Annotated in this window: 20 protein-coding genes; 5 read left to right on the forward strand and 15 right to left on the reverse strand. The window is 69.8% G+C overall.

Annotation, left to right across the window (positions count from 1 at the left end; translation table 11 throughout):
- The 6 genes from ALA01S_RS24585 to ALA01S_RS33460 form a co-directional block, all read right to left on the reverse strand.
- Positions 1-1,538, reverse strand: a 1,538-nt coding sequence (locus ALA01S_RS24585; RefSeq protein ID WP_157119256.1) for a methyl-accepting chemotaxis protein, incomplete at its 3' end; no start/stop codon positions are given.
- 318 nt (positions 1,539-1,856) lie between these two features.
- Positions 1,857-2,804, reverse strand: a complete 948-nt coding sequence (locus ALA01S_RS24590; protein WP_084267904.1) for an ABC transporter permease — start codon at positions 2,802-2,804, stop codon at positions 1,857-1,859.
- Positions 2,801-3,613, reverse strand: a complete 813-nt coding sequence (locus ALA01S_RS24595) for an ABC transporter ATP-binding protein (protein WP_066341956.1) — start codon at positions 3,611-3,613, stop codon at positions 2,801-2,803. Before ALA01S_RS24595 ends, ALA01S_RS24590 begins: the two co-directional genes overlap by 4 nt.
- Positions 3,614-3,649: 36 nt before the next feature.
- Positions 3,650-4,660, reverse strand: coding sequence for an ABC transporter substrate-binding protein (locus tag ALA01S_RS24600; RefSeq protein ID WP_084267905.1), 1,011 nt, complete (start codon positions 4,658-4,660; stop codon positions 3,650-3,652).
- A 116-nt stretch (positions 4,661-4,776) separates the two neighbouring features.
- Positions 4,777-5,661 carry a TauD/TfdA dioxygenase family protein gene (locus ALA01S_RS24605; RefSeq protein ID WP_066341957.1) on the reverse strand — a complete coding sequence of 295 codons (885 nt, stop codon included), beginning with the start codon at positions 5,659-5,661 and terminating at the stop codon, positions 4,777-4,779.
- A 323-nt stretch (positions 5,662-5,984) separates the two neighbouring features.
- Positions 5,985-6,782, reverse strand: a complete 798-nt coding sequence (locus tag ALA01S_RS33460) for an alpha/beta fold hydrolase (protein ID WP_066341958.1) — start codon at positions 6,780-6,782, stop codon at positions 5,985-5,987.
- Between the two features lie 189 nt (positions 6,783-6,971).
- On the opposite strand from ALA01S_RS33460, the gene ALA01S_RS33465 reads away from it, so the two are divergent.
- On the forward strand, positions 6,972-8,699 hold the full coding sequence (locus tag ALA01S_RS33465; protein WP_169805995.1) for an esterase/lipase family protein: 1,728 nt from the start codon (positions 6,972-6,974) through the stop codon (positions 8,697-8,699).
- A 92-nt stretch (positions 8,700-8,791) separates the two neighbouring features.
- Here ALA01S_RS33465 and ALA01S_RS24620 read toward each other — a convergent pair whose 3' ends face one another.
- Entirely contained in the window at positions 8,792-10,105 is a 1,314-nt protein-coding gene (locus ALA01S_RS24620) for a glycoside hydrolase (RefSeq protein ID WP_157119259.1), read from the reverse strand.
- 729 nt (positions 10,106-10,834) lie between these two features.
- On the opposite strand from ALA01S_RS24620, the gene ALA01S_RS33470 reads away from it, so the two are divergent.
- Entirely contained in the window at positions 10,835-11,002 is a 168-nt protein-coding gene (locus ALA01S_RS33470) for a hypothetical protein (protein ID WP_157119260.1), read from the forward strand.
- A gap of 100 nt (positions 11,003-11,102) precedes the next feature.
- Here the strand turns inward: ALA01S_RS33470 and ALA01S_RS33475 are convergent, their stop codons facing one another.
- On the reverse strand, positions 11,103-11,267 hold the full coding sequence (locus ALA01S_RS33475) for a hypothetical protein (protein WP_157119261.1): 165 nt from the start codon (positions 11,265-11,267) through the stop codon (positions 11,103-11,105).
- A 321-nt stretch (positions 11,268-11,588) separates the two neighbouring features.
- Between ALA01S_RS33475 and ALA01S_RS24625 the strand changes: the two genes are divergently transcribed.
- Positions 11,589-12,269: a class I SAM-dependent methyltransferase gene (locus ALA01S_RS24625; protein WP_066341961.1), complete on the forward strand. Its 681-nt coding sequence runs from the start codon at positions 11,589-11,591 to the stop codon at positions 12,267-12,269.
- Positions 12,270-12,397: 128 nt separating this feature from the next.
- On the opposite strand, the gene ALA01S_RS24630 is transcribed toward ALA01S_RS24625, so the two are convergent.
- From ALA01S_RS24630 to ALA01S_RS24645, 4 genes are all read right to left on the reverse strand, one after another.
- On the reverse strand, positions 12,398-13,735 hold the full coding sequence (locus ALA01S_RS24630; protein WP_066341962.1) for a ferredoxin reductase family protein: 1,338 nt from the start codon (positions 13,733-13,735) through the stop codon (positions 12,398-12,400).
- Between the two features lie 141 nt (positions 13,736-13,876).
- Positions 13,877-14,860 carry a Bug family tripartite tricarboxylate transporter substrate binding protein gene (locus ALA01S_RS24635; RefSeq protein ID WP_238455934.1) on the reverse strand — a complete coding sequence of 328 codons (984 nt, stop codon included), beginning with the start codon at positions 14,858-14,860 and terminating at the stop codon, positions 13,877-13,879.
- A 99-nt stretch (positions 14,861-14,959) separates the two neighbouring features.
- The gene (locus tag ALA01S_RS24640; protein ID WP_066341969.1) at positions 14,960-16,225 is read right to left on the reverse strand and encodes an MFS transporter; all 1,266 of its coding nucleotides are present in this window, start codon (positions 16,223-16,225) and stop codon (positions 14,960-14,962) included.
- A 274-nt stretch (positions 16,226-16,499) separates the two neighbouring features.
- Positions 16,500-17,804: a gallate dioxygenase gene (locus ALA01S_RS24645; protein WP_066341964.1), complete on the reverse strand. Its 1,305-nt coding sequence runs from the start codon at positions 17,802-17,804 to the stop codon at positions 16,500-16,502.
- A 300-nt stretch (positions 17,805-18,104) separates the two neighbouring features.
- Here ALA01S_RS24645 and ALA01S_RS24650 point away from each other — a divergent pair, with 300 nt between their 5' ends.
- Entirely contained in the window at positions 18,105-19,019 is a 915-nt protein-coding gene (locus ALA01S_RS24650; RefSeq protein WP_066341965.1) for a LysR family transcriptional regulator, read from the forward strand.
- A 242-nt stretch (positions 19,020-19,261) separates the two neighbouring features.
- Positions 19,262-19,582, forward strand: a complete 321-nt coding sequence (locus ALA01S_RS32195) for a plasmid stabilization protein (protein ID WP_084267906.1) — start codon at positions 19,262-19,264, stop codon at positions 19,580-19,582.
- 341 nt (positions 19,583-19,923) lie between these two features.
- Here the strand turns inward: ALA01S_RS32195 and ALA01S_RS24655 are convergent, their stop codons facing one another.
- From ALA01S_RS24655 to ALA01S_RS24665, 3 genes are all read right to left on the reverse strand, one after another.
- A complete protein-coding gene (locus ALA01S_RS24655; protein ID WP_066341970.1) occupies positions 19,924-20,898 on the reverse strand; it encodes a bifunctional helix-turn-helix transcriptional regulator/GNAT family N-acetyltransferase in 975 nt (324 codons plus the stop codon).
- 7 nt (positions 20,899-20,905) lie between these two features.
- Positions 20,906-21,106 (reverse strand): hypothetical protein, encoded by a 201-nt coding sequence (locus tag ALA01S_RS24660; protein ID WP_157119262.1) that lies wholly within the window; start codon positions 21,104-21,106, stop codon positions 20,906-20,908.
- Positions 21,107-21,637: 531 nt separating this feature from the next.
- The coding region (locus ALA01S_RS24665) for a CoA transferase (protein ID WP_169805996.1) at positions 21,638-22,187 on the reverse strand (550 nt) is incomplete at its 5' end.

Consider the following 22,187-nt stretch of genomic DNA (forward strand, 5'->3'; position numbering starts at 1 on the left):
CCGTCTATGGTCCCGACGATTTCCGCGATGCGCTGCGAGGAGTCGCGTATGCCGCCCATGGTGCGCACCGCCTCGGCCACCACCTCGCTGCCCTGTTGGGCCACCTGCGCGTTGTGCGCCACCATGTCGGCCGCGCTGGCGGCACTGCCGGCGGACTGGTTGAGCGTCTGGCCGATCTGGGACATGGCCGCGGCCGTGCGCTGCAACTGCGCCGCGCCCTGCTCGGTGCGCTTGGACAGGTCCATGGAGGCCATGGCCACCTCGCGGCTGGCGGTGTCGATTTCGCTGGCGCCTGTGCGCACCTGCGCCACCGTGCCGCGCAGCGCATCCAGCGTGGCGGCCAGCGTGCTCATGAGCTGCGCCACCTCGTCGCGGCCCCAGGGCTGGGGGTGCAGCGTCAGGTTGCCGTGCGAGAGCTCGCGCAACTGGCGCGCGATCTCGTCGAGCCCGCCCAAGGTCACGCGGTAGAAGGCCAGCAGCAGGTAGAGGGCAATGGCGATGCCCGCCGCCGACACGCCCAGCTTCACCCACATGGCCTGCTGCAGCCTGTCCACGCGCAGCGCCAGCCGCTTGTCCAGCGAGGCCAGCACGCGCTCGATGCCGGCGTAGTGGTCGGCAACGGCGCGGTTGCCCAGCGCCACGAAGGCCTCGGCGTCGCCCTGCGGCGTCTGGGCCAGCACCTGCTCGCGCACGCGCTGCATGAAGCCGGTGCTTTCCTTCAAGGCCTCGTCCAGCCGCACCTCGGCGGCGATGCCCTCGTCGGCGCGCAGCGCGCGCTTGACCGAGCTGCCGAGCTCCTGCTCCCACATGGTGGCGAAGGCCAGCGCGCTGGCGATCTGGTCGCGCTGCTCGCTGCCGAGCTGCCCGCTGCGCAGCGCCGCGTTGCCCGCGCCGCGCATGCGGCCCAGCACCTCCGCCAGGCGCGGCTGCAGGTCCACGCCGGCGCGCATGAGGTAGTAGGTGTCGATGTCGGGGTCCAGCGTGAGGTTGGAGGCGTCGGCCATGTCGCTGAGCAGGTCCAGCGCCTCGGCGATGAATTGCGAATGCGCGGCGAAGGTGGCCGCGGGCTGGTCCCGCTGCGGCTGCGAGGCCAGTTGCTGCGCCTGGGCCTGCAGCGTCTGCCAGCGCTCCTGCAGCTTGAATTCCGTGCCCAGGCGCTCGTGCGTGGCGAGCAGCTGGTCCCAGGCCGCCTGCACGGCCTGCTGGGCCTTGGGCAGGTCGGGGGCGCCGGCGGTGGCGGCGCGGCGGCGGTTTTGCGCGGCGTCCAGCAGCGGCATGAGCGCGCGCGCGTACTCCACGCCGCGGCGCTCCGCGGCCGAGAAGGCGATGTTGTCCGTGCTCACCGACCAGAACGAGAAAGCCAGCAGCAGCAGCGGCACCAGGAAGGCCAGCGACACCGCCGTCGCCTTGGCCGGAAAGCCCACGCTGCGAAACAGCCGCATGCCCGGCGCCATGAGGCCGTGGTGCAGGAAGAAGGCGGGAACGGTGGAGGGATGCGTGGACCGCGTGCTGGTGCCGGACGCGGTGGCGGGGGGCATGGCCGTGTTCTGGTTCATTGGGCTCGCACTGAAATTTCCTGACCCGAAAAACAAAAGGCGTCCCACAGCCCGCAGCGCATCGCGCGCTGCGGGCTGTGGGACGCCTTTGTCCTGTTCTTATCGGTCCGCCGTTGGACCAATTGGCAGACGGGCCGTCACCGGCCCCTCATGTAACTACTTGTATGCAAAGCCTGTGCCAAGGCCGGCTCCCCGATGGGAAGCGGCTTCGGCCGGGCGGGCCGCCCAACGCCCCGTCGATGCACCAGCGTGACCAGCCGCCTGTGCCGGATTGGTGCGTGCGCCACCATCGGCCGCAGCTCAGCGCTGCACGCCCCAGCGGCGCACGGTGATGCGCTCCAGCGTGGCGAAGACGAGGTTTTCGATGGCCAGGCCGATGACGATGACGCAGGCCAGCCCGGCGAAGACGCGGTCGGTGTAGAGCTCGTTGCGGTTCTGGAAGATGTACCAGCCCAGGCCGCCCTGGCCGGAGGTGGCGCCAAAGACCAGCTCCGCCGCGATCAGCGTGCGCCACGCGAAGGCCCAGGCGATGCGCAGCCCCGACAGGATGGCCGGCAGCGCCGACGGGATGAGGATGTGCACCACCAGCCGCAGCCCCGTGAGCCCGTAGTTGCGCCCGGCCATGCGCAGCACCTCCGGCACGTTCTGGAAACCCGCGTGCGTGGCCAGCGCCAGCGGCCACAGCACGGCGTGCACCAGGACGAAGAGCAGGCTTTGCGCCCCCAGGCCGAACCACAGCAGCGCCAGCGGCAGCAGCGCGATGGCCGGCAGCGGGTTGAACATGGCCGTGAGGGTGGAGAGCAGATCGCGCCCAAGCCGCGTGCTGGCCGCCAGCGCGGTGAGCGCGAAGGCCGCGGCGATGCCCAGCACGTAGCCCTGCAGCAGCAGCGACAGCGAGATGGCCGCCTTCTCCAGCAGCTCGCCGCTGACGAAGCCCGCCGCGAAGGCGCGCGCCGTGGCGGCGAAGGTCGGCAACAAGAGGTCGTTGTCCGTCCAGCGCGCCAGCAGCTCCCAGACGAGCGCCAGTGCCGCCAGGATGGCCGCGCGGCGCAGCGGCGCGTTGTCCAGCAGCCGCCGCGGCCAGGGCAGTGCGCGTTCCACGGGCGTGGCGGTGCAGGGCGCCAGCTCGAATTCCACCTCGGCCTTCACGGGCGGCTCGCCCGCGGCGGGGTGCAAGGCCTCGCTGCCGGAGGTGCGCGCATCGGCACGCAGCGCCGTGCCGGGCAGGGACGTGAAGACTGCGCTCATGCTGTTGCCGCCTCGGGTTGTGCCGTCTCTTCGAACAGCAGGTGGTGGATGCGCTGCGCCTGCGCCTGGAAGGCGGGGCTGCCCACGCTCTCCAGGTCGAACGCGTGGGCGTTCAGCTCGGCGCGAACGCGCCCAGGGTGGGGCGAGAGCAGGACGATGCGGTGGCCCACCACCAGCGCCTCCTCGATGGAGTGGGTGACGAAGACCAGCGAGCAGCGCACCTGCGCCCACAGCGCCAGCAACTCCTGCTGCATGCGCCGGCGCGTGAGCGCGTCCAGCGCGGCGAAGGGCTCGTCCATGAGCAGGATGCGCGGCTGCATGGCCAGCGCGCGGGCGATGGCCACGCGCTGCTTCATGCCGCCGGAGAGCATGTGCGGATGCGCGTGCGCGAAGGATGCGAGCCCAACCTGCTCCAGCACGCGCAGCGCGCGGCGCTCGGCCTCGGCGCGTGGGGCCTGGCCGGAGGCCAGCAGCGGGAACATCACGTTGTGCAGCACCGTCTTCCACGGCGGGAGCTGGTCGAACTCCTGGAACACCATCACGCGCTGCGGCCCGGGGCCGGTGATGCGCCGGCCGTCCAGGGTGATGCGGCCTTCCACCGGCGCGATGAAGCCGCCCAACGCCTTCAACAGCGAGGACTTGCCGCAGCCCGACGGGCCGAGCAGGACGAGGCGCTCCGCCGGGTGGAGGTCGAAAGAGACGCGGTGCGTGGCGCGCACCACGCGCTCGCCCGCCGTGTACTCCAGGCTCACGCCCTCGGCGCGCAGCAGCGGCGCGGGCGCCGCGGCGGTCGGCTCATGTGATTGCATGCGCAACTCCTTGTGCGGTGGTTCGAGCGGCGCGGCTCAGTTGGCGCCCGCGTTGTGCGGGTCGTCGAAGAAGTAGTCGCGCGCCGAGGCGGGCTTGTTCTTGATGGCGCCCACGCGGTGCATGAAGTCCGCCAGCGCGAACGTGTTCTGCGGCGTGAGCTTGAACTGGACCTCGGGGCTCTTGACGATGTCGAGGACGAGCTTGCGCTCCACCTTGCTCTTGTTGACGCGGATGAACAGCTCCGCGGCCGCCTCGGGGTTGGCGGCTATCCACTGCGCGGCCTCGGCCAGCGCGGCGGTGAAGGCGCGGTAGGTCTTGGGGTTGTCGCTGCGGAACTTCTCGGTCGTGTAGAGCACGGTGGCGGAGGCCGGGCCGCCGAGCACGTCGTAGCTCTTGAGCACCACGTGCGCGGCCGGGTTGGCGGCCAGCTCCTGCTCCTGGAAGGGCGGGTTGGCGAAGTGGGCCGTGATCTCGGTGCCGCCCTTGCTGATGGCGGCGGCCGCCTCGGGGTGGGGCAGCGTGACGCTGATCTTGTCCAGCTTCGCGTGCTGCGCGTCGCCCCAGGTCTTGGCCGCGGCCATCTGCAGGATGCGCGACTGCACCGACACGCCCACGGCAGGCAGCGCGATGCGGTCCTTCTCGCTGAAGTCGGCAATGGTCTTGACTGCCGGGTTGGTGCTGACCAGGTAGTACGGGAAATTGCCCAGCGAGGCCACGCCTCGCACGTTCTGGCGGCCGCGGGTGCGGTCCCACAGCGTGAGCATGGGGCCCACGCCCGCGGCGGCGATGTCCAGCGAGCCGGAGAGCAGCGCGTCGTTCATGGCGCTGCCGCCGGAAAGGGTCACCTGCGTCACGGCGATGTCCAGGCCTTGGGCCTTGCCGTGTTTTTCCATGAGCTTCTGGTCCTTGGCGACGTCCAGCAGCAGGTAGACGATGCCGAACTGGTCGGCGATGCGGATCTGGCCTTCGGCGCGCGCGGCGCCGGTGCCGGCGGCAAGCAGGCCGGCCAGGGCCAGGGCGGCCAGGCGCTTGGCGGTGGTGTTCATGGGCGTGGCGGGCGCCTGCAGCGGGGCGCCGGGTAAGGGGTGTGGGGTCGGGGGTGTCGGGGCGCTGTGGCGCCGCGCGGGCGGCGGCATCGGGGGCGCAAGCGGCGGGCGCGGCTTCAGGCCGGCACGTCGCCTTCGATCGTGGTGCGGTTCAGGCGCCGGCGCTGGTGGGCCGGGCACCCGGTGGCCAGGTGCTGCACCGAGCGGTTGTCCCAGAACACCAGGTCGCCGGCGCGCCAGCGGTGGCGGTAGACGAATTCCGGCTGGGTCGAGTGCAGGAACAGCGCTTCGAGGAGCTCATCGCTGTCCTCTGGCGGCAGCTCCAGCACGCGGGTCGTGAAGTGCTCGCTGACGAAGAGCGCCGGGCGGCCGTTTTCCGGATGCGTGCGCACGACCGGGTGCACGGCCGGCGGCACCTCGGCGATCTGCTGCGGCGTGAGGTCCGGCCGCCAGGGGCTGCGCTGCTGCAGCTCGGCGTAGCGCTTCAGGTACCAGTGCTCGGCGCGGCGCCCGGCCACGGCCTGCTTCAGTTTCGCGGGCAGCGTGTCGTAGGCCAGGTGCTGGTTGGCGAAGAGGGTGTCGCCGCCGTCGGCGGGCAGCTCCTGCGCGTGCAGGAAGGAGCCCAGGCTGGGCCGCGGCTTGTAGGACAGGTCGGAATGCCAGAAGTGCCCCGCGTCGCCCAGGCCGACGGGCTTGCCGTCCTCCACGATGTTGGACACCACCAGCACCTCCGGGTGCTCCGGCAGCGCGAACTGCTTGAGCACGTGGCGCTGCAGCGGGCCGAAGCGCGCGCTCAACGCCACCTGCTGCTGCGGCGTGAGCGCGTGCTGGTCGCGAAACACCAGCACGTGGTGGTCCAGGTGGGCGCGGTGCAGGCGGATGAATCCCGCTTCGGACAGCGGCTGCGAGAGGTCCAGCCCGATCACCTCGGCGCCCAGCGGGCCGGGGAGGGGGCGGATGTCGAATTCGGCTTGGGGAGACTGCTGGGACATGACACGCATCAAGACGGCTGAAAGTCGGCCCAGTCTAGGAAGCGCCTTGCGTGTACGGAACGAAGCAAGCCGAATGAGCTTCGTTGCTCAGTGAGTGAGCTGCAACAACATACACGTGACACCCTGACGGCTTTTGAGGATGTGGACTCCGTGGTGACGGGGCCGTGCCGTGGAAGGTGGGGGAAAGGTCGAACCAGGAGGAGAGTGGGGCTGGCGTGTCCAGAGCAGGTACGGCGAGGTCGTCAGGTGGTTGTTTGGTGGATCAAGCTGTATCGCGTATGTTGCACATGGGTCTGTGACAGCCCTGCTCTTTTCCGCGGCGGCGTATTCGGTCAGGCCTGCGCTGGGGTCGGCAGCGGCCGCGAAAACACCGCCGCGGCCACCTGTGCCGGCGCCGTCACAGGCCCCATGTGGCCCAGGCCGTCGAGCTGGCACAGGCCAGCGTTGGGCAGCGCCGCGGCAAGGAGGTGCGCGACGCGCAGCACGGGGGCCGGCGAGGCGCTGCCCGCCAGCAGCCGCACCGGCATGCGCAGCCGGCACAAGGCGGACAGCGGCCGGGCGTCCGCGAACAGCGCGGCGAACTCCGCGTCCACCTTGGGCATGCAGGCCGCGATGGCCTCGCGGCGGCGCGGCGTGCAGTGCTCCCAGGCGCGGGCGCCGCTCCAGTAGTCGACAAACAGGGCTCCGGCCTCGTGCAGGCGCCGCGCGCGCACGTGCTCGCGCACGGCTTGGCCCAGTGCCAGCACGGCCTGCCAAGCGGTCCGCGTGTCGTGCATGCGCAGCACGCCGAAGCGCACCGGCTCGTACAGCGTGAGGCTGAGCACCCGCTGCGGGCAGCGCAGCGCCAGCTCCAGCGCCACCGCGCCGCCGTAGGAATGGCCCAGCAGGTGCACGCCGCCGTGCGCCAGCAGCGGCTCCAGGCGGCAGGCCTCCTCGGCCAGGCTCACCGGCGTGTCCTCGTGCCAGGGGTTGTCGCCGGCGTAGCCCATGAGGGACGGCGCGGTGAATTCCAGCGCGGCGGGCAGGTGCTCGCGCCAGGCGTCCCACTGCCGCGCACCACTGGCGCTGCTGTGCAGCGCGATGACGCGGGCATGGGTGCCGGGCGGGGTCGGCTCGGGGGAAGGCGGCATGGCGGGCTCCGTCGGGTGCCGGCCACGGAAAAAGCGCCGGCAGCGGTTGATACGGCTGGGTTGCGCGCGGGCGGCCAGAGGTTCAAGCCGGAGATCAGGCCGGGAATGAGGCCGGGGTGGGCACGGTGTGGTGCAGTCGCGTTGCGAGCCGTGACACCCTTTCGCGCAGCGCGCGCCCACCATCACGCCATGGGTCGGTTGCCGCTGCTGTGTGTTTTCGCCCTGGGCCCGGCGCTGGCCCTGCCTGCCCTGGCGGCCGGGAGCCTGTCGCTCACGCCACTCGGCGCCGACGGCGCGCCCGCCGTTGCCGTGGTGGACGGCAACCCCTTGCGCCTGCGCGCCGCGCTGGATCAGCCCGCGCCGCGCACCCTGTCCGTCACCTTCGGCCTGGACGACGGGCGCACCCTCGCCACCTGCACCGTGCCGCGCGCGGCGCGCGGCTGCACCACCGCACCCTTGAGCACGCTGGACTGGTTCTGGAGCGGCGCCGGTGACGCGCAACCGCAGCGCCGCCTGTGGGCCGAGGCGGGTGGCGAGCGCGCCGCAGCCTCGCTTGCCGTCACACCCCGCCCCGTGGTGCTGGTGCACGGCTTCATGTCCGACCACGGCACCTGGGCCGCCTACACCGCGGCCGACGGCTTCCTCTCCCGCGCCGGCCTGCACGGTTGGGCCGTGGGCGACGGCCAGGCCGAGGGCAGCCTGGACACCGGCGCGCTCTCGCGCCTGCGCAGCGCCACCAAGACCCTGCCGGAGAATGCCGCCGCGCTGCAGCGCTACATCGCGGGCGTCAAGCGCCGCACCGGCGCGCAGCTCGTGGACGTGGTGGCGCACAGCATGGGCGGGCTGGTGGCACGCTACTACGTGGCCCGGCTCATGGGCGGGCGCGACGTGGCGCAGCTCGTCATGCTGGGCTCGCCGCATGGGGGCTCGGACTGCTCGGCCCTGGCGACCACCTTGGGCGTGCTGGGCCCCGCGGCGCTGGAGCTGCGCCCAAGCTACGTGCGCGACATCTTCAACCGCGGCATCACGCGCCGGCACGGCGTGCCCTTCCACCTGCTGGCCGGCGACGCCATCGCCGAAGGTTTCCGCGCCCCCTGCAGCGACGTGCCCAGCGACAGCGTGGTCAGCGTGGCCAGCGCCTCGGCCATCCCGGGCGACGTGATGCGGCTGCCCGTGCTGCACACCGACATGACGGCTTCGGCCGAGGTCTTCCATCGCCGGGTGCTGCCGCTGCTGCGGCGCGGCGCCACGCAAGCCGCGGACGACGCCGAGGCCTTCATGGGCGACGACGCGCCGGCCGCGCAGTTCGCGCAGGTGGCCAGCGGCCACGTGGAAGCGGGCAGCCGCGTGGAGGTGGAAGTGCAGCTCGACGACGTGGCGGTGGCCGCTTTCGCGCTGTTCGATCCCAGCCGCGAGCTGGAGATCACGGTGCGCGGCGCCAGCGGCCGCACCATCGCGCTCACGGCGCGCGAGCATGGGCTGGTCAAGGTGGACGATCCGGCCTCGCTGCTGACGCTGGGCTACGGCTTCGCCAACCCGCGCCCGGGCCCCTGGCGCGTGACGCTGTTCGCCCCGCGCCAGGCCACGGACTACGCCCTCTCCGCCCGCGTGGCCGGCGGCGCCGTGCTGCGCGCCGAGGCCAGCCCGGCGTCGGCCGCGCGCGGCCAGGCGGTGCAGCTCGGCGCCGAGCTGCGGCACCCGGCCCACACGCTGCAGGCCGTGGCCATGTACGCGCTGGTGCGCCAGCCCGACGGCAGCACGCTGACGCTGGAAATGCAGGGCGAGGGCGAGCGCCGCGGCGTGGCCTGGCGCGCCACCCAGCCGGGGCTGCATGGCGTGGACATCGTGGCGCGCGCCCGCGCGGGCGATCTGCCCCTGGAGCGCCACGCTTTCCTGGCCGTGGAAGTCCGCCCCTGAACGCGGCGCGGGCAGGCAAAAAAAAGCGGGCCGCAAGGGCCCGCTGTCAAGACTGGAGGAGAACTCGATGAAGACTGCTGCGCTTCAGGTGCTCAGAGCTTGGGCACGCAGGCGGCGTAGGTGGAGGGGCAGGTGGCGTTCAGGCCGCCGCTGCTGTCCTTGGGGAAGGCGCTGGACTTGAAGAACTCCAGGACCTTGGGGTAGGGCGCCGGAGAGCCGGTGAAGGAGCGCGTCCAGAACATGTAGTTGGCGCCCAGCCGGTTGCGGCCGAAGGCATAGAGGTCGCTGATCTTGGGCGGGTTGAGCGGGCCGTTCTGCACGGTGGTCAGGTAGTTCTCGGGCTGCACCGAGGGGCCCACCGGCACCTTGCCCTTGGCCAGGTCGTACAGCGGATAGATGTTGTTGGTGAGGTCGGGGTCCTGCATCAGGATGTCCGGCCCGCCCAGCGCCACCTTGCTGTTCACCATGTTGGTGATCAGCCCGGCCATGTAGGGACGCGGGAAGTTGATGAACTGCATCGCCACCGTGTTGGGGAAGGCGCGCTGGGTGGCCGCGTCCACGGCCGCCAGGTTGGTGAAGTAGGCCGTGCGCTGCGTGGTGGTCAGCGGCACCGCCATCTGGCCCATGGCCGTCTCGTTGAAGGTCATGCCTTCGAACGCGTTGTTGCGGTTGTAGCGGTTGCCCAGGGCCGTGGCCAGGGCGATGAGGCGGTCGCGCACCTTCACGTTGTGCAGCGCGGCGTTCTCGCCGTAGCGCTCGTTGCTGCCCAGGGCGTCGCGGGCGCCGATCAGGATCTTGTACGCGCCGCCTTCGTACTCGGCGGTGTGCATGTAGTCGGGCACGGCACGGCCACCGGAGGTGAACACCTTGGTGCCGACCATGACCCACAGCCGCTTGCCGGCGGACTGCGCCAGGGCCAGGTCGCGGTCGATGCGGGTGAAGTCGTACACGCCCTTGGACGTCTCGATCTGCGGCCACTCGTAGCGCAGGATCAGGCCCTTGACCTGCGGCAGGTCCTTGATCTCGGTGAGCGCCTGCTGCAGGGTCGTCGCGTCGCGGCGGCCCAGCGCGATGTAGTGGCCCGGGTTCCACTTGACGCGGGCATCGGTCACCGCCGCGGACAGCAGCGGCGCCGACGCGGCCTTCTGCTGCATGGCGGCCAGGAAGCTCTGTTCCACCGTGGGGTCGTTGGCCAGTTCCCAGGCGTCCGGCGTGACTTCCGGCATGAAGCCGTCGGAAGTCGTCGTCGTGGAAGTGACTGCCTTGGCCGACTCCAGGGCCACGGCCTGGGCCGATTCGGCTTGCGCCGCGGTTTCGTCTTCACCACCGCCACAGGCCGCCAGCATCACCGCCAGCGAGATCATGGAACCGGTCAGAGCCACACGGGATTGGAAAGAGTACTTCATGGTGTTCAGTGCCGCAAAATTCAAAAAACGCTTTTCAACGCCAAGACTGGTCCCGCCGCGCCTTTATGACGGTGCGGTCCAGGTATTTATGCGAGGTATTTATTTGGTCTCTTCCGCCAGTTAACCCGACTATTTGTTTGCGGGTTTCAGTGGCGGCGTGCCTTATGTTTCGGCCGTGTACAGACGCAGATAAGGCAAGCGGCTGTTAGACAATGTTTCTGGAGTAACCGCATGCGAAACAAGGTCTCGAAGGACTGTTTCGCGATTGTGTCGCTGGAGAAGTGGCGCACCTGACGTGGCTGCCTACCCGTCGGCCGGCACCGTTTATGGGCGGCAAACCAAAGAACTTGATTGAAAAGTGTAACTACTGCGCTGGATCAAATTCGGCAGTACCTGAAAATACTTGATAGCCGAATGCCGCGAATTATTTCACGGCGACGTGCCGCTTTTCGGTGCGGCGACATACTCCCAGCCCTCGTCCCGCAAAACCAAGGCCGCCCCGGTCTGGCGCAGACAAGACATCTCCGAGCGGGCAGGCGTCACCGGCCCGCTGCTGTCGTCGGCGGTGGGGGCGGCTTCACGCCGAGCGCCTTCGCCGAACGGCTGACGGCGAACGGCTGAGCGTGAAAGTGCCGTGCTGACACGACACGGTCATGCAGCGGCGGTGCAATGGCCTGCCGTGCAACGACTGGCCGCCGGCCGCGCAGCGCGCCGCCCAAAGGAACCGCCTTGAATCCCGCCGCACTTGTCCACCTCCAGCCCGCGATGTTGGGTCAATACGCCCGGCAATCGCCCCCGCCGGGGCCCTGCGCGGCGCCGGACGAGCGCAAATGGGCCACGGTCGCCGGCATTGCGCTGCTGGCGGTGGCGCCGGTGCTCATTGCGCTGGCGGCGTAGGCGGCCTGTTTCTCCCGGTGGAATTGACGCGCCCAAAAACAGGAAAGCCACACCGCGGTGTGGCTTTCCTCTTCTTCGCGCCCATTCAATTCGAGCCTCATCACTTGGGCATGATGTTTTTGCAGTCCGCCGGCGGATTGATGGCCAAGCAGGCACCCAAGTCGCCAATCACGTCGTCCGATTGGGCATATATCTGGCCGCCTGAGGCGATGACGCCCAGGGCAAGCACCAGGATATAGGCGTTGGATTTGAGCATTTTCAGCATGGTGGACTACTCCTGAAATTTCCCGTCGATGGCCTTTGTCCCGCTTCCCGCCGCGTGGTGAAGCAAGAGGCTTATCGATCAACCTGGATTCAGTATCTCCAGGCGGTGCGGGCGCCACAAACCGATAAAGCGCAGTGTTCGGGACGGATCGAAAGCCGCCGTGCTGTAGGCGGGTTCTTACATGGGCGGACCAAGCGCATGGCGCAGCTGCATGCCTATTGGTGCGAGTCGCAAGCCGCTTCTCTTCATCCGCGAAATTTCACGCCACTATGGCGGCTCGCGGCGCACGGCTCGCTCGTCGTCCACCACTGAGGCATCGCAATGCAGGACAGGCACTCGAACTTCACGGACCCGGCCACCGTCGCGTCCTACGCGAGCGACACCCCGCGCAAGGTGCCCGGCCTCGCCGATCTCCACCGGATGGCCGCGCTGCTGCTGGCCGAGCAAGCGCCGGCTGCGGCCCATGTGCTTGCCGTCGGCGCCGGCGGCGGGCTGGAGCTCCTGTCCCTGGCCACGGCACAGCCGGACTGGCGCTTCACCGGCGTGGACCCGTCACCCGCGATGCTGGCTCTTGCGCACCAGGCCGTTGCACCTTTCGCGGAAAGGGTTGAGCTTGTGACGGGGCTCGTCGATCAGGTCACCGCCGGGCCCTTCGATGGCGCCACCTGCCTTCTCACGCTGCATTTCCTGGACCGAGGCGAACGGTTGCGGACGCTGCGGGAGATCCATCACCGCCTGAAGCCGGGCGCACGCCTGGTGGTGGCCCATCACGCGCCGCCCGGAGCAAACGCCGAGCGGTGGATGGCGCGATCGGTTGCTTTCGGCGCCGGAGCCCGTCCGGATCGGGCAAGCACCGCGGCCGCCGGCACGCTGATGACCCAGCGGCTGCCACTGCTCACGCCGCGCGAGGAGGAAGCCTTGCTGCGTGACGCTGGCTTCGTCGACGTGGAGCTGTTCTATGCAGCCTTCTCGTTCCGCGGCTGGGTGGGAACCAGGGCCTGAGTCGCCAGGCCGCGGTCTTGCGCGCATTCCGCTTGCCGTCCCGGCCGAAAGTTACCGTTCAAGCGGCATGCGAGCTTGCGACTCGCGCCCTGTGCGCCTGTAGGCCCGTGCGCTGCCCGCCCTGCGTCTCACCGGAAATGGAACAACTCCTGGTGGAAATGCCGCCCCGGCAGGCCGTGCCTGCACAAATCCTTGCGCAGGGATTGGCCGAAGGCCGGCGGGCCGCAGAACCACACGCTGCCCGTGGCCCATTCCGGCACGGCCGCGCGCAGCCGCTCTCCCGTGAGGCGGTCGTCGCGCCCGTCCAGCAGCACGTGCAGCCGCACGCCGGCGGCGCGGGCATCGGCCTCCAGCTTGGCCAGGGCCGCGGGCTCCAGCACGGCGGTGGGGTGGAACAGGTCCACCTCCAGGCGCTGCCCCTGCGCGGCGAGCTGCTTCATGCGCGCCACGAAGGGCGTGATGCCTATGCCCGCGCCTATCCACACCTGGCGCTTCAGGCCGTCGTCGAAATCGAAGCAGCCGTAGGGGCCTTCCACCGTCACCGGCATGCCGGGTTTCAGCCGCTCGGCCAGCCGCGCCGTGTGGTCGCCCAGGGCCTTGGTGATGAAGCTGATGGTGCCGGCCTGGGCGTCCCAGGCCGAGGCGATGGTGTAGGGATGCGGGCCCTCGCGCGGGTCGGACATGGCAAAGGCGAACTGCCCGGCCGCGTGCCCCGGCCAGCCCGGCTGCAGCGCAATGCGCGACTCCACCACGCGCAGCGCGGGGTGCGCTTCCACGGCCTCCACCACGCCGGCCACCTTGCGGCCGGCGCCTATGCGCCCGGCCAGCGACAGCAGCGCGGCGGCCACGCCGCCCGCGAGCAGCAGCGCCATCAACCAGCCCACGGGCTGGCGCCAGTACTCGAATTTCAAGAGCACGACGGCGTGCCAGGCGAACACCAGATAGGCCAGCGCCAGCCATTTGTGCGTCTTGCGAAACAGGTGATAGGGAAACCACTTCACCAGCGCCAGCACCAGCAGCACGGCCGCGGCATAGAAGGCCCATTCGCCCATGGTTTCGGCCAGGCCGCGCTGGCTGCGCAAAAAGCCTTCGACGGCGCCCAGCGTGGACGGGTCAGGCCGCGGGCCGCGCGGGGGACGCACCAGCCAGCCCCAGCCGACCATCCATTTCGTGCCCTTGGCGACCCACCAGTGCGCCGTGGCGGCCACGAGGGCCGTGATGCCCAGCCACTTGTGCAGGCGGTAGAGCTTGTCCAGGCCGTCCAGGTGCGGCTCCAGCCAGCGCGGGCGCAGCGCCAGCAGCAGGTCCACGCTCATGGCGCCCACGGCCACCACGCCGCTGAGCTGGACGAACACCGTGCGGAAGGGGAAGTAGCCCAAAGGCGAGGGGAAAAGCGTGTCGGCCAGCAGCCAGGTGCCGGCCAGAAGGGCCAGCAGCGCCGCGAGGGCAATTTTTATGCGGTTCATGACAGGGCAGTTTCAAGGCACCTGCCAGGGCGGCGCAGCGGCCGCCACCCCGGCGGCTTGGCTGCATTGCAGCACCGGCACATGTCCCGGGTTGGGCTGGCGTGTGAAGGAATGTGGCTGGCGACGGCGGAGGGCGCGCCCTCAATCCAGCTTGACGTGGCCGGCCTTGACCACCTCGGCCCAGCGCGGGATCTCGCGGGCGATGAGGTCGCCGAAAGCCTTGGGGCTGTTGGGCGTGGGGATGGCTCCCTCGGCGGCAAGCTGCTCCACCACGGCGGGCGTCTGCAGCGCCTGGTTGATCTCGGCATTGAGCCGTGCCACCACCGCCGCGGGCGTGCCCGCGGGGGCGACGATGCCGTACCACTGGTCGGCGTCGAAGCCGGGCATGCCGCTTTCGGCCACGGTGGGCACGTTGGGCAGCACGGCCATGCGCTGCGGGCTGGAGACGGCCAGTGCGCGCAGCTTGCCGCTGCGCACGTGCGGCAGCACCCCGGGTGCGCCGGTGAAGGTGGCGTCCACCTGGCCGCCCAGCAGGTCCGTCACCGACGGCGCCGTGCCCTTGTAGGGGATGTGCAGCATGGGGAAGTTGGCCCTGAGCTTCAGGTACTCGAAGGCGATGTTGGCGGCGCTGCCGTTGCCGCCCGACGAATAGCTGAGCTGGCCGGGCCTGGCCCGGGCCTGGGCGATGAGGTCGGCCAGGCTCTTGCAGGGCGAGGCGGCGTTGACCACCAGCACGTTGGGCACGCGCGCCACCCAGGCCACGGGCACGAAGCTTTTCAAGGGGTCGTAGGCCAGCTTGGGGTAGAGCGCGGGGTTGACCGCCAGCGTGCCGATGTGGCCCATGAGCAGCGTGTTGCCGTCGGCCTCGGCGCGGGCCACCTCGGTGGCGCCCAAGGAGCCGCCGGCACCGGGCTTGTTGTCTATGACCACCGTCTGGCCCAGGGCCGGGCCCAGGCGGGCGCCGATGGCGCGGGCCAGGATGTCGGTGGAGCCGCCGGGCGGAAAGGGCACGACCAGGCGCAGCGGCCTGGCCGTTTGGGCCTGCGCGGCGCTTGCACCGGCGAGGGCGCCCAGGGCCCCCAGCAGCAGGCCGCGTCGGCGGGAGGACGGGGTTTGCGTGCTCATTGCTGACTTCATGGGGCGAAGGATGACAGGAGCGCAGACCCTTGCCGGCGCCCGCCGGTTGCCGGGCGCGCGCCGCGGCGCTTCTCGGCGGCGATTTTGTCAGTCGCCGCTGCGCCGGCCCAGCAGCACCGCGGCGGCGGCCAGCGCCGCGGGGAGGGCCAGCAGCGACAGGATGGTCTCGAAACTCCAGCCCAGCCCCAGCAGCACGCCGCCTATGGCCGAGCCGAAGATGCTGCCGAAGCGGCCCATGCCCAGCATCCAGCTCACGCCGGTGGCGCGCGCCACCGTCGGGTAGCAGGACGGCGCATAGGCGTTCAGCCCCGTCTGCGCGCCGCTCATGCAAAAGCCCACCAGCGCCACCAGCAGGCCCAGCGCCGCGGACATCGCGCCGTTGAAGGCCAGCAGCAGCACGGCCAAGGCGCCTGCGAAATAGGCCAGGCTGATGACGCGCGTGGGCGCACGCTTGTCCATCAGCCAGCCCACGAACACGCCGCCCGCGGTGCCGCCGATCTGGAACATGGCCGTCATGTTGGCCGCCTGCGAGACGGTCAGGCCCGCGTCCTTGAACAGCGTGGGCAACCAGCCGGTGAGCAGGTAAATGACCATGAGACCCATGAAGTACGTGACCCAAAGCGACACGGACATCAAGGTGAAACCCTTGGACAGCAGCAGCCGCACGGGGGTGCGGGCAGGCGCCGGGGGCTCCTGGGAGACGAACGTGGTGCCGGCGGGAAAGAGGGTGTTGCACACGCGGCCCAGCGTGGCGGCGATGCGCTGCGAGGGCGCGCCGCGCACGGCCAGGAAGCGCGAGGACTCCGGCAGCAGCCAGATCAGCAGCGGCACCAGCGCCAGCGGCACCAGGCCGCCGGCCACCAGCACGGCGCGCCAGCCGAACACGGGGATCAGCGACGCCGCCACGAAGCCCACCACCGCCGAGCCCAGGTTGAAGCCGGTGAACATGAGCGTGACCATGAGCGAGCGGCGCTGCTCAGGCACGTACTCCGACAGCAGCGTGCTCGTGTTGGGCATGGCCGCGCCCAGGCCGATGCCGGTGAGAAAGCGCAGCAGGGCGAGCTGCGTCACGTCCTGCGCGTAGGAAGCGGCCAGCGTGAGCAGCGCAAAGGCCAGCACCGAGCCGACCAGCACCTTCTTGCGGCCCACCTTGTCCGAAGCCGGACCGGCGAAGAGCGCGCCCACGACCAGGCCGAAGGGCGCGGCGCTCATGACGATGCCAAAGGCCGCGCGCGAGATGCCCCACTCCTGCAGGATGGTGGGCGCGACGAAGCCCATGATGGCCACGTCCATGCCGTCGGCCGCGACGATGAGGAAGCACAGCGCCAGCACCAGCCACTGGTAGCCGGACATGGCGCGGCCGTTGATGAACGTGCGCACGTCCACCGGGCTGCTTGCGGTTGAGGAATTCACTGTTGTCTCCGAAGGGGAAAACGGGATCGCGGTGGGGGTCGAGCTCACTGTCGTCTCCGTGTCGTTGGTGATCGGCGGCGGGCGCCGCAAGCGCCAAGCGCGCAGCGCTGCGCACACGCGCCCGGTTGGGCGCGCGGTTCAGGCGGGGGAAGGAAAGCGCGCGCCGGGCATCAGCGCGCGCAGGGCAAGGCGCCCGGCGGTGCCGGGCCGGGCCTCAGGCTTGGGCCTTCTCGGCCGGCTGGTCCCAGCTCAGGCTGCCGGCGTCCTTGCCGGCCACCGAGTACAGCGCGCCGGGCGCGTTGCGCGTGGCCTGGAACTGCTCCAGCGTCTGGCCGCGCATGGCGGCGTAGATGTGCAGGTTGGAGACGCCCACGACCGCGCCCAGCTTCTCCAGGACGAAGAAGCTCGCGCCGTACTGGATGAGGGCGCGCCAGTCCAGGCGGCGCACCATGTCGCGCTCCTGCTCGGTGAGCCCCGCGCTGGCCAACGCGGCCTCGGGCTCGGCCAGGAAACGCGCGCGCTGCGCGGGGATGATGAGGTCGTGCAGGAAGCGGTTGAGCCGGTAACCCTTGACGCTGCGTTCTACGGTGAACGGGTAGGTGCCCTGCAGCTTCTCCGCGCCCTGGAGCTGCTTGCCCATGGCCTCGCGGTGGCGCTCCAGCACGCTTTGCGGCAGCGGACCTGCGTCGCACTCGAAGATGGCGGTGGCGATGCCCGTCATGGAGGGCAGGTAGTAGCTGCGGTGCTTGCAGGCCACCTTGGCGCCCAGCGCGCCGCGCATGGTCAGCCACATGATGACCTCGGCGCCTTCCATGCCGCCCAGCGCCGCGTACTCGGCGTGCGTCATGTCGGCGAGCTGCTCGGGGTCCTTCTCGAACAGGTCCAGGAACTGGTGGTCCCACCCGACGTTGTTGAAGCCCGCGCGCTCGCCGTGCACCTGGTGCGACAGGCCGCCGGTGGCGACCACGGCCACGCGCAAGTCCTCGGGGTAGCTCTCGATCGCGCGGCGCAGCGCCTGGCCCAGCTTGTAGAAGCGGCGCGCCGTGGGAATGGGGAACTGCAGCACGCCCATTTGCAGCGGCACCAGCTTGGCGGGCCAGTCCGGCTGGTGCTCGCACAGCATGGACAGCGGCGAGAAGCAGCCGTGGTCCAACGGCTTGCCCTGGAAGCACGACAGGTCGAACTCCTCGCCCACCAGCGACTGCGCGATGTGCGCGGCAAGCTGCGGGTGCCCGGCGATGGGGGGCAGGTCGCGGGCGCCGCCGCCCTCGTCGGCCACGTGCCACTCCTGCCCAATGCCCAGCGCGAAGGCCGAGTAGTGGTCGAAGAAGAAGGACGTGATGTGGTCGTTGTAGGTCAGCAGCAGCACGTCGGGGCGCTGGTCCTGGATCCACTGGCGCACCGGGTCAAAGGCTTCGAACACCGGCTGCCAGGCCGGGTCGTGGCGCTTGTCGCGGTCGAAAGCGAAGCCGATGGTGGGCGTGTGGGACGCGGCGATGCCGCCGATGATGGTTGCCATGCGGGTGGTTCTCCCTGATTGGGCTTGCGCGGGCTGCAAACGAGGACGCGACTCTAGGGACGCGCCCCCGCCCGCATAAGATGACGCGGATCAAGACGCGATAACCGCTCGTTATCAGGGAAAACGCGCAGCCGCACAGACACATCCGGGCAATGCGGCGGGCTGCACGCGCAACGCTGGCCAAATCGGCTGTCTCTACAGGGGCCACAGGGGCATGGCGCCGCGGGCCACGCGTCCAACGCATTCGCTAAGATGCCGCCCCTTTTCCCGGCTGCGATAACCGCCGGACAGGGGTCCTTGATGAAATTGCAGTCCTTGCGCGCGCTGCTGGCCGCGGTGGAAACGGGCAGCCTGCGCAACGCGGCGCGCCGGCTGGGCGTGTCGCAGCCGGCCCTCACCAAGGCCATACGCGAGCTGGAGCTGGAGTTGGGCGCGCCGCTGCTGCTGCGCTCCAACACGGGCGTGGCCACCACGCCGCAGGGCCGGGTGCTGGCCGACCGCGCGAAATCGGTGGAGCGCGAGCTGGCCGCCGCCGTGGACCAGATACGCCAGCTCGGCGGCGAGATGGTGGGCAGCCTGCACGTGGCGGCCGTGCCGCTGGCGCTGATGCTGCTGGTGCCCGAGGCGCTGCGCACGTTCAGCGCGAGCTATCCGGGCATCCGGCTGCGCATAGACGAGGAGCTGTACATGGCGCAGCTCTCCAAGCTGCGCGCCGGGGAGGTGGAAGTGGCCGTCGGCCCCATGCCGCAAGGGCTGCCGGCGGGCGACATCGTGGTCGAGCCCCTCATGCCCATACAGATGGTCGTGGTGACGGGCAAATCGTCGCCGCTGGCGCGGGCGAAATCGCTGGAGGAGCTGTCCGATGCGCGCTGGGTGTTCACCGGCACCTCGGCCGACGGCGGCTACGCCAAGCACCTGTTTGCCGAGCACGGCCTGCCCGTGCCCAAGGCCAGCGCGGTGGTGAATTCCACGCTGGGCCTGGTGTCGCTGATCTGCGGCGGCGACTTCGTGGGCCTGATGCCGCGGCAGATCGCCGCGCACCCCCTAGCCGCGGCCTACATGCGCACCGTGCCCATCAAGGAAGGCGCGCTGCAGGCCGCCATGGCCGCGATGACGCGGCCGGAAAGCGCGCTGGTGCCGGCGGTGCGCCAGTTCATCGCGCACCTGAGCCGCGCGGCCCACCACTTCGGCCACCTGGAAGGGCCGGCCTGGTAGGGCGGCCGTCCTGTGTGCAGGCGGCATTGGCCGACATTGCGGCAGCCCCGCACGCTGGTCGCGCGCGCGACGAGTTCGCGTGCTGCTTGAGCGGCGGTCTTGTGCCCGTTGCGGACGGACGGTCTACTTTCGCTGACGTCCGCCCTGCGGTGAAAACAGGCGTAGTGACCTTTGAAAGTTGACGAATCGATCGCAAGGTATGAACTTTGCCGGATCGCTGCATCCCTTCACTGGAGTGCAGCATGACTAGAGGTGACAAGTCGTCCTATTCGGACAAGCAAAAGCGTCAAGCCGAGCACATTGAGAGCGGCTATGAGCATCGCGGTGTTCCAAAGGAAGAAGCCGAACACCGCGCCTGGGCCACAGTCAACAAGGAAACCGGCGGGGGAAAGAAGTCGGGTTCCGGCCGTGGTCGTTCAGAGAACCATGAGCCATCCCGCAAGGGTGGGCGCCTGGGCGGAAGAGCTGCGGCGAGCCGGACGGCTGCCGAGCGCTCTGCGTCGGCCAAGAAGGGGGCTGAGACACGCAAACGCAACGCCGCAGCCCGTGCTGGTCACCATTGAGGGGGTGCTCCTCTCAACCGTGAGGCCTTGAGTTGTTGTCCGAATCCGGCGTGGCAGGGTAATGGTCAGGCAAGAGCCAGCTCAAATCACGTTTGGTCACCGGCCTGCAGGTGGCCGGAAACAGCCTTGAATGACCGGCCAACCTGTCGATGCGAGGGGCCGGTGTTGGCCGAGAGCTGCTACTCAAGCGGTATGCGGACTTGCGACTTGCGCCACTACCGCCACGCTCGGTGCTGTCGGCAGCTCCCCTTCACCGAACAGGCTCGACGGGCTCTGTTCACTCCCTGCTGCGGACGGCGCTCAACTCATGCGGCCATTGTCCAAGCGGCGGGGAAATTCATTCACACCTGCTGGGTGGTCAAGTCCAGCTCCCAGGTCTCTCCGATCAGGTCGTGTCCGAAGCCTTGGAACGGCTCACTCTCGATGAGCTTGTAGCCCGCCTTGCTGTAGATGTGCTTGGCCGCCGACAGTTGGCTGTTCGTCCACAACCACACGCGCTGATAACCGGCCTCGCGTGCGAATCGATGGCATTCGGCGACCAGCCGTTCGCCCAAGCCGAGGCCACGGGCAGAGGGCTCGACCAACAGCAGCCGCAACTGCGCGGTGCGGTCGAGGGGCTGCTTGGTTGCCTCGTCTCGCGCCTGGACAAGACACACGCCGCCGATGTTGACGCCATCGCGCTCGGCTATCCAGCAGGCTTCGCGGCTGGCATCAAAGCGGTCGATGAAGTCGGCGGCGATTCGCGCAACCAGTGCCTCGAAGCCCATGTCGAATTGGTATTCGCGCGCATAGAGCGCCCCATGCCGAGACACCAGCCAACCCATGTCGCCTGGACGGTGAGGCCGCAAGATGAAACTGTTCTTCGCCAACTTGCCGCCCGCCTCGTCCAGCAGGAGTTGCACACGCTGAAAGGCCTGCAGCAGCTCGGCCTGCTGTGTATCGCTGAGCCGGCTCAGCAGCGCCTCGACCTGCTGTTGCGAGCGGCGCTCCAGCGGCTCGAAGGCGAGGCAGCCGGCGGCGGTGAGTTGCAGCAGCGACTGGCGAGCGTCGTCCTTGCTGCGGGTGGCGTCCACGAGCTCGCGCTCTTTCAAGGCACGCAGCAAGCGGCTCAGATAGCCTGCATCCAGATCCAGCAGGCGTCCCAGGTCAGTGGCAGTGATGCCAGCGCCATCGTCCAGATGCGCCAGCTCCCACAGGATGCGGCACTCGGTGAGCGTGAATTCCGAGTCCAGCAAGCCCTCGTTCAACACGCCGATTTGGCGGGTGTAGAAGCGGTTGAAGCGGCGGACGGCTTCGATGCGGTTGCTGGAGGTCATGGCCAGATCATGGGCCAATTACTTGCTTTAGGCAAGTAATTGATTGCTTATAGACCGTCTCGACCACCACACGGTTGTCGGCATCGATGGCCATGCCGTCCGGCCCGCTGGTACCGAAGAAGGTGCGGAACGCACCGACCTTGGAAACGGACCCGTCAGGCAGCAGCGGCCCGCGCCAGACGGCATGGCCGCGCGTGACGGCCATCAACAGGAGATGGATGTCTCCTGCAACGGAACGCCTGGGGCCTGGCCCGGCGTCCTTGGAATTGCTATGGATAGGGGGGATACGGGGCTTACTCGGGCTTCACGCCGGCCGAGCGGACGACGTCGCCCCAGCGGGCGTGCTCGGCCTTGAGGAACTGCGCGAGCTGAGCCGGCGTGCCCGTCATGGGGGAGCTGCCTTCTTCCACCAGCTTGGCGATGGTGGCGGGTTTGGCCAGCCTTGGCCACGGCGTCCATGCCGATGTTGCCGCCCGCGCCGGGCTTGTTGTCCACCACGAAGGTCCACTGGGTGTCGGCCGTGACGCGGTCGGCCACCAGACGGGCCACCACATCGGTGGCGCCGGCGGGCGTGTACGGCACCACCAGCCGGATGGGCTGCGCAGGCCAGGCTTGGGCCATCGCGCCGGTCGTGGCGGCCAGGCTGGCCAGCATGGCGAGCGTCTTCAGTGCGCCGCGGCGGGAGTTCAATGTCTGCATGGGAATGTCCGTGTTCAATCGGGGTGCAAATGCAACGGTTTCAGGCCTTGGCCGGCTCGGCGCTCGCCGGGGTGGCATCGGGCTGGGCGCCGATCACGCCGTCGGCACGCAGGGCCTGGATCTGGGTGTCGTCGCAGCCCAGCTCGCGCAGCAGCGCCTGCGTGTGCGCGCCCAGTGCCGGCGGCGGCGTGCGCAGCGGCAGGCGCTGGCCGCCCAGCGCCAGGGGCAGCAGCGGCGTGTGGGTGTCCACCGCCTGGCCGGCGCCGCTGGCGTCGGCCGGCACCGACACCGGCGCCAGGCCGCCGGTGCCCAGCAGGTGCGGGTCATTGAACAGGTCTTGCGGCCGCGTGATGGGCGCGTAGGGCAGGCCGATCTTTTCGAAGCGCGCGGCCAGCTCCGCCGCGCCGTACGCGGCGAACTGGTCGCGCAACGCCGGCAGCAGCCATTCGCGGGCACGCACGCGGTCGTTGTTGGTCTTCAGGCGCGGGTCGGCGGCCAGGCGCTCCATGCCGAACTCGCGGCACATCAGCGCCCACTGCGTGTCGCTCACCGCGGCCAGGAAGATCTGCTCGCCGTCCTTGACGGTGAAG

Source organism: Azohydromonas lata NBRC 102462, from assembly GCF_001571085.1.
Taxonomy (GTDB): Bacteria; Pseudomonadota; Gammaproteobacteria; order Burkholderiales; family Burkholderiaceae_C; genus Azohydromonas; species Azohydromonas lata.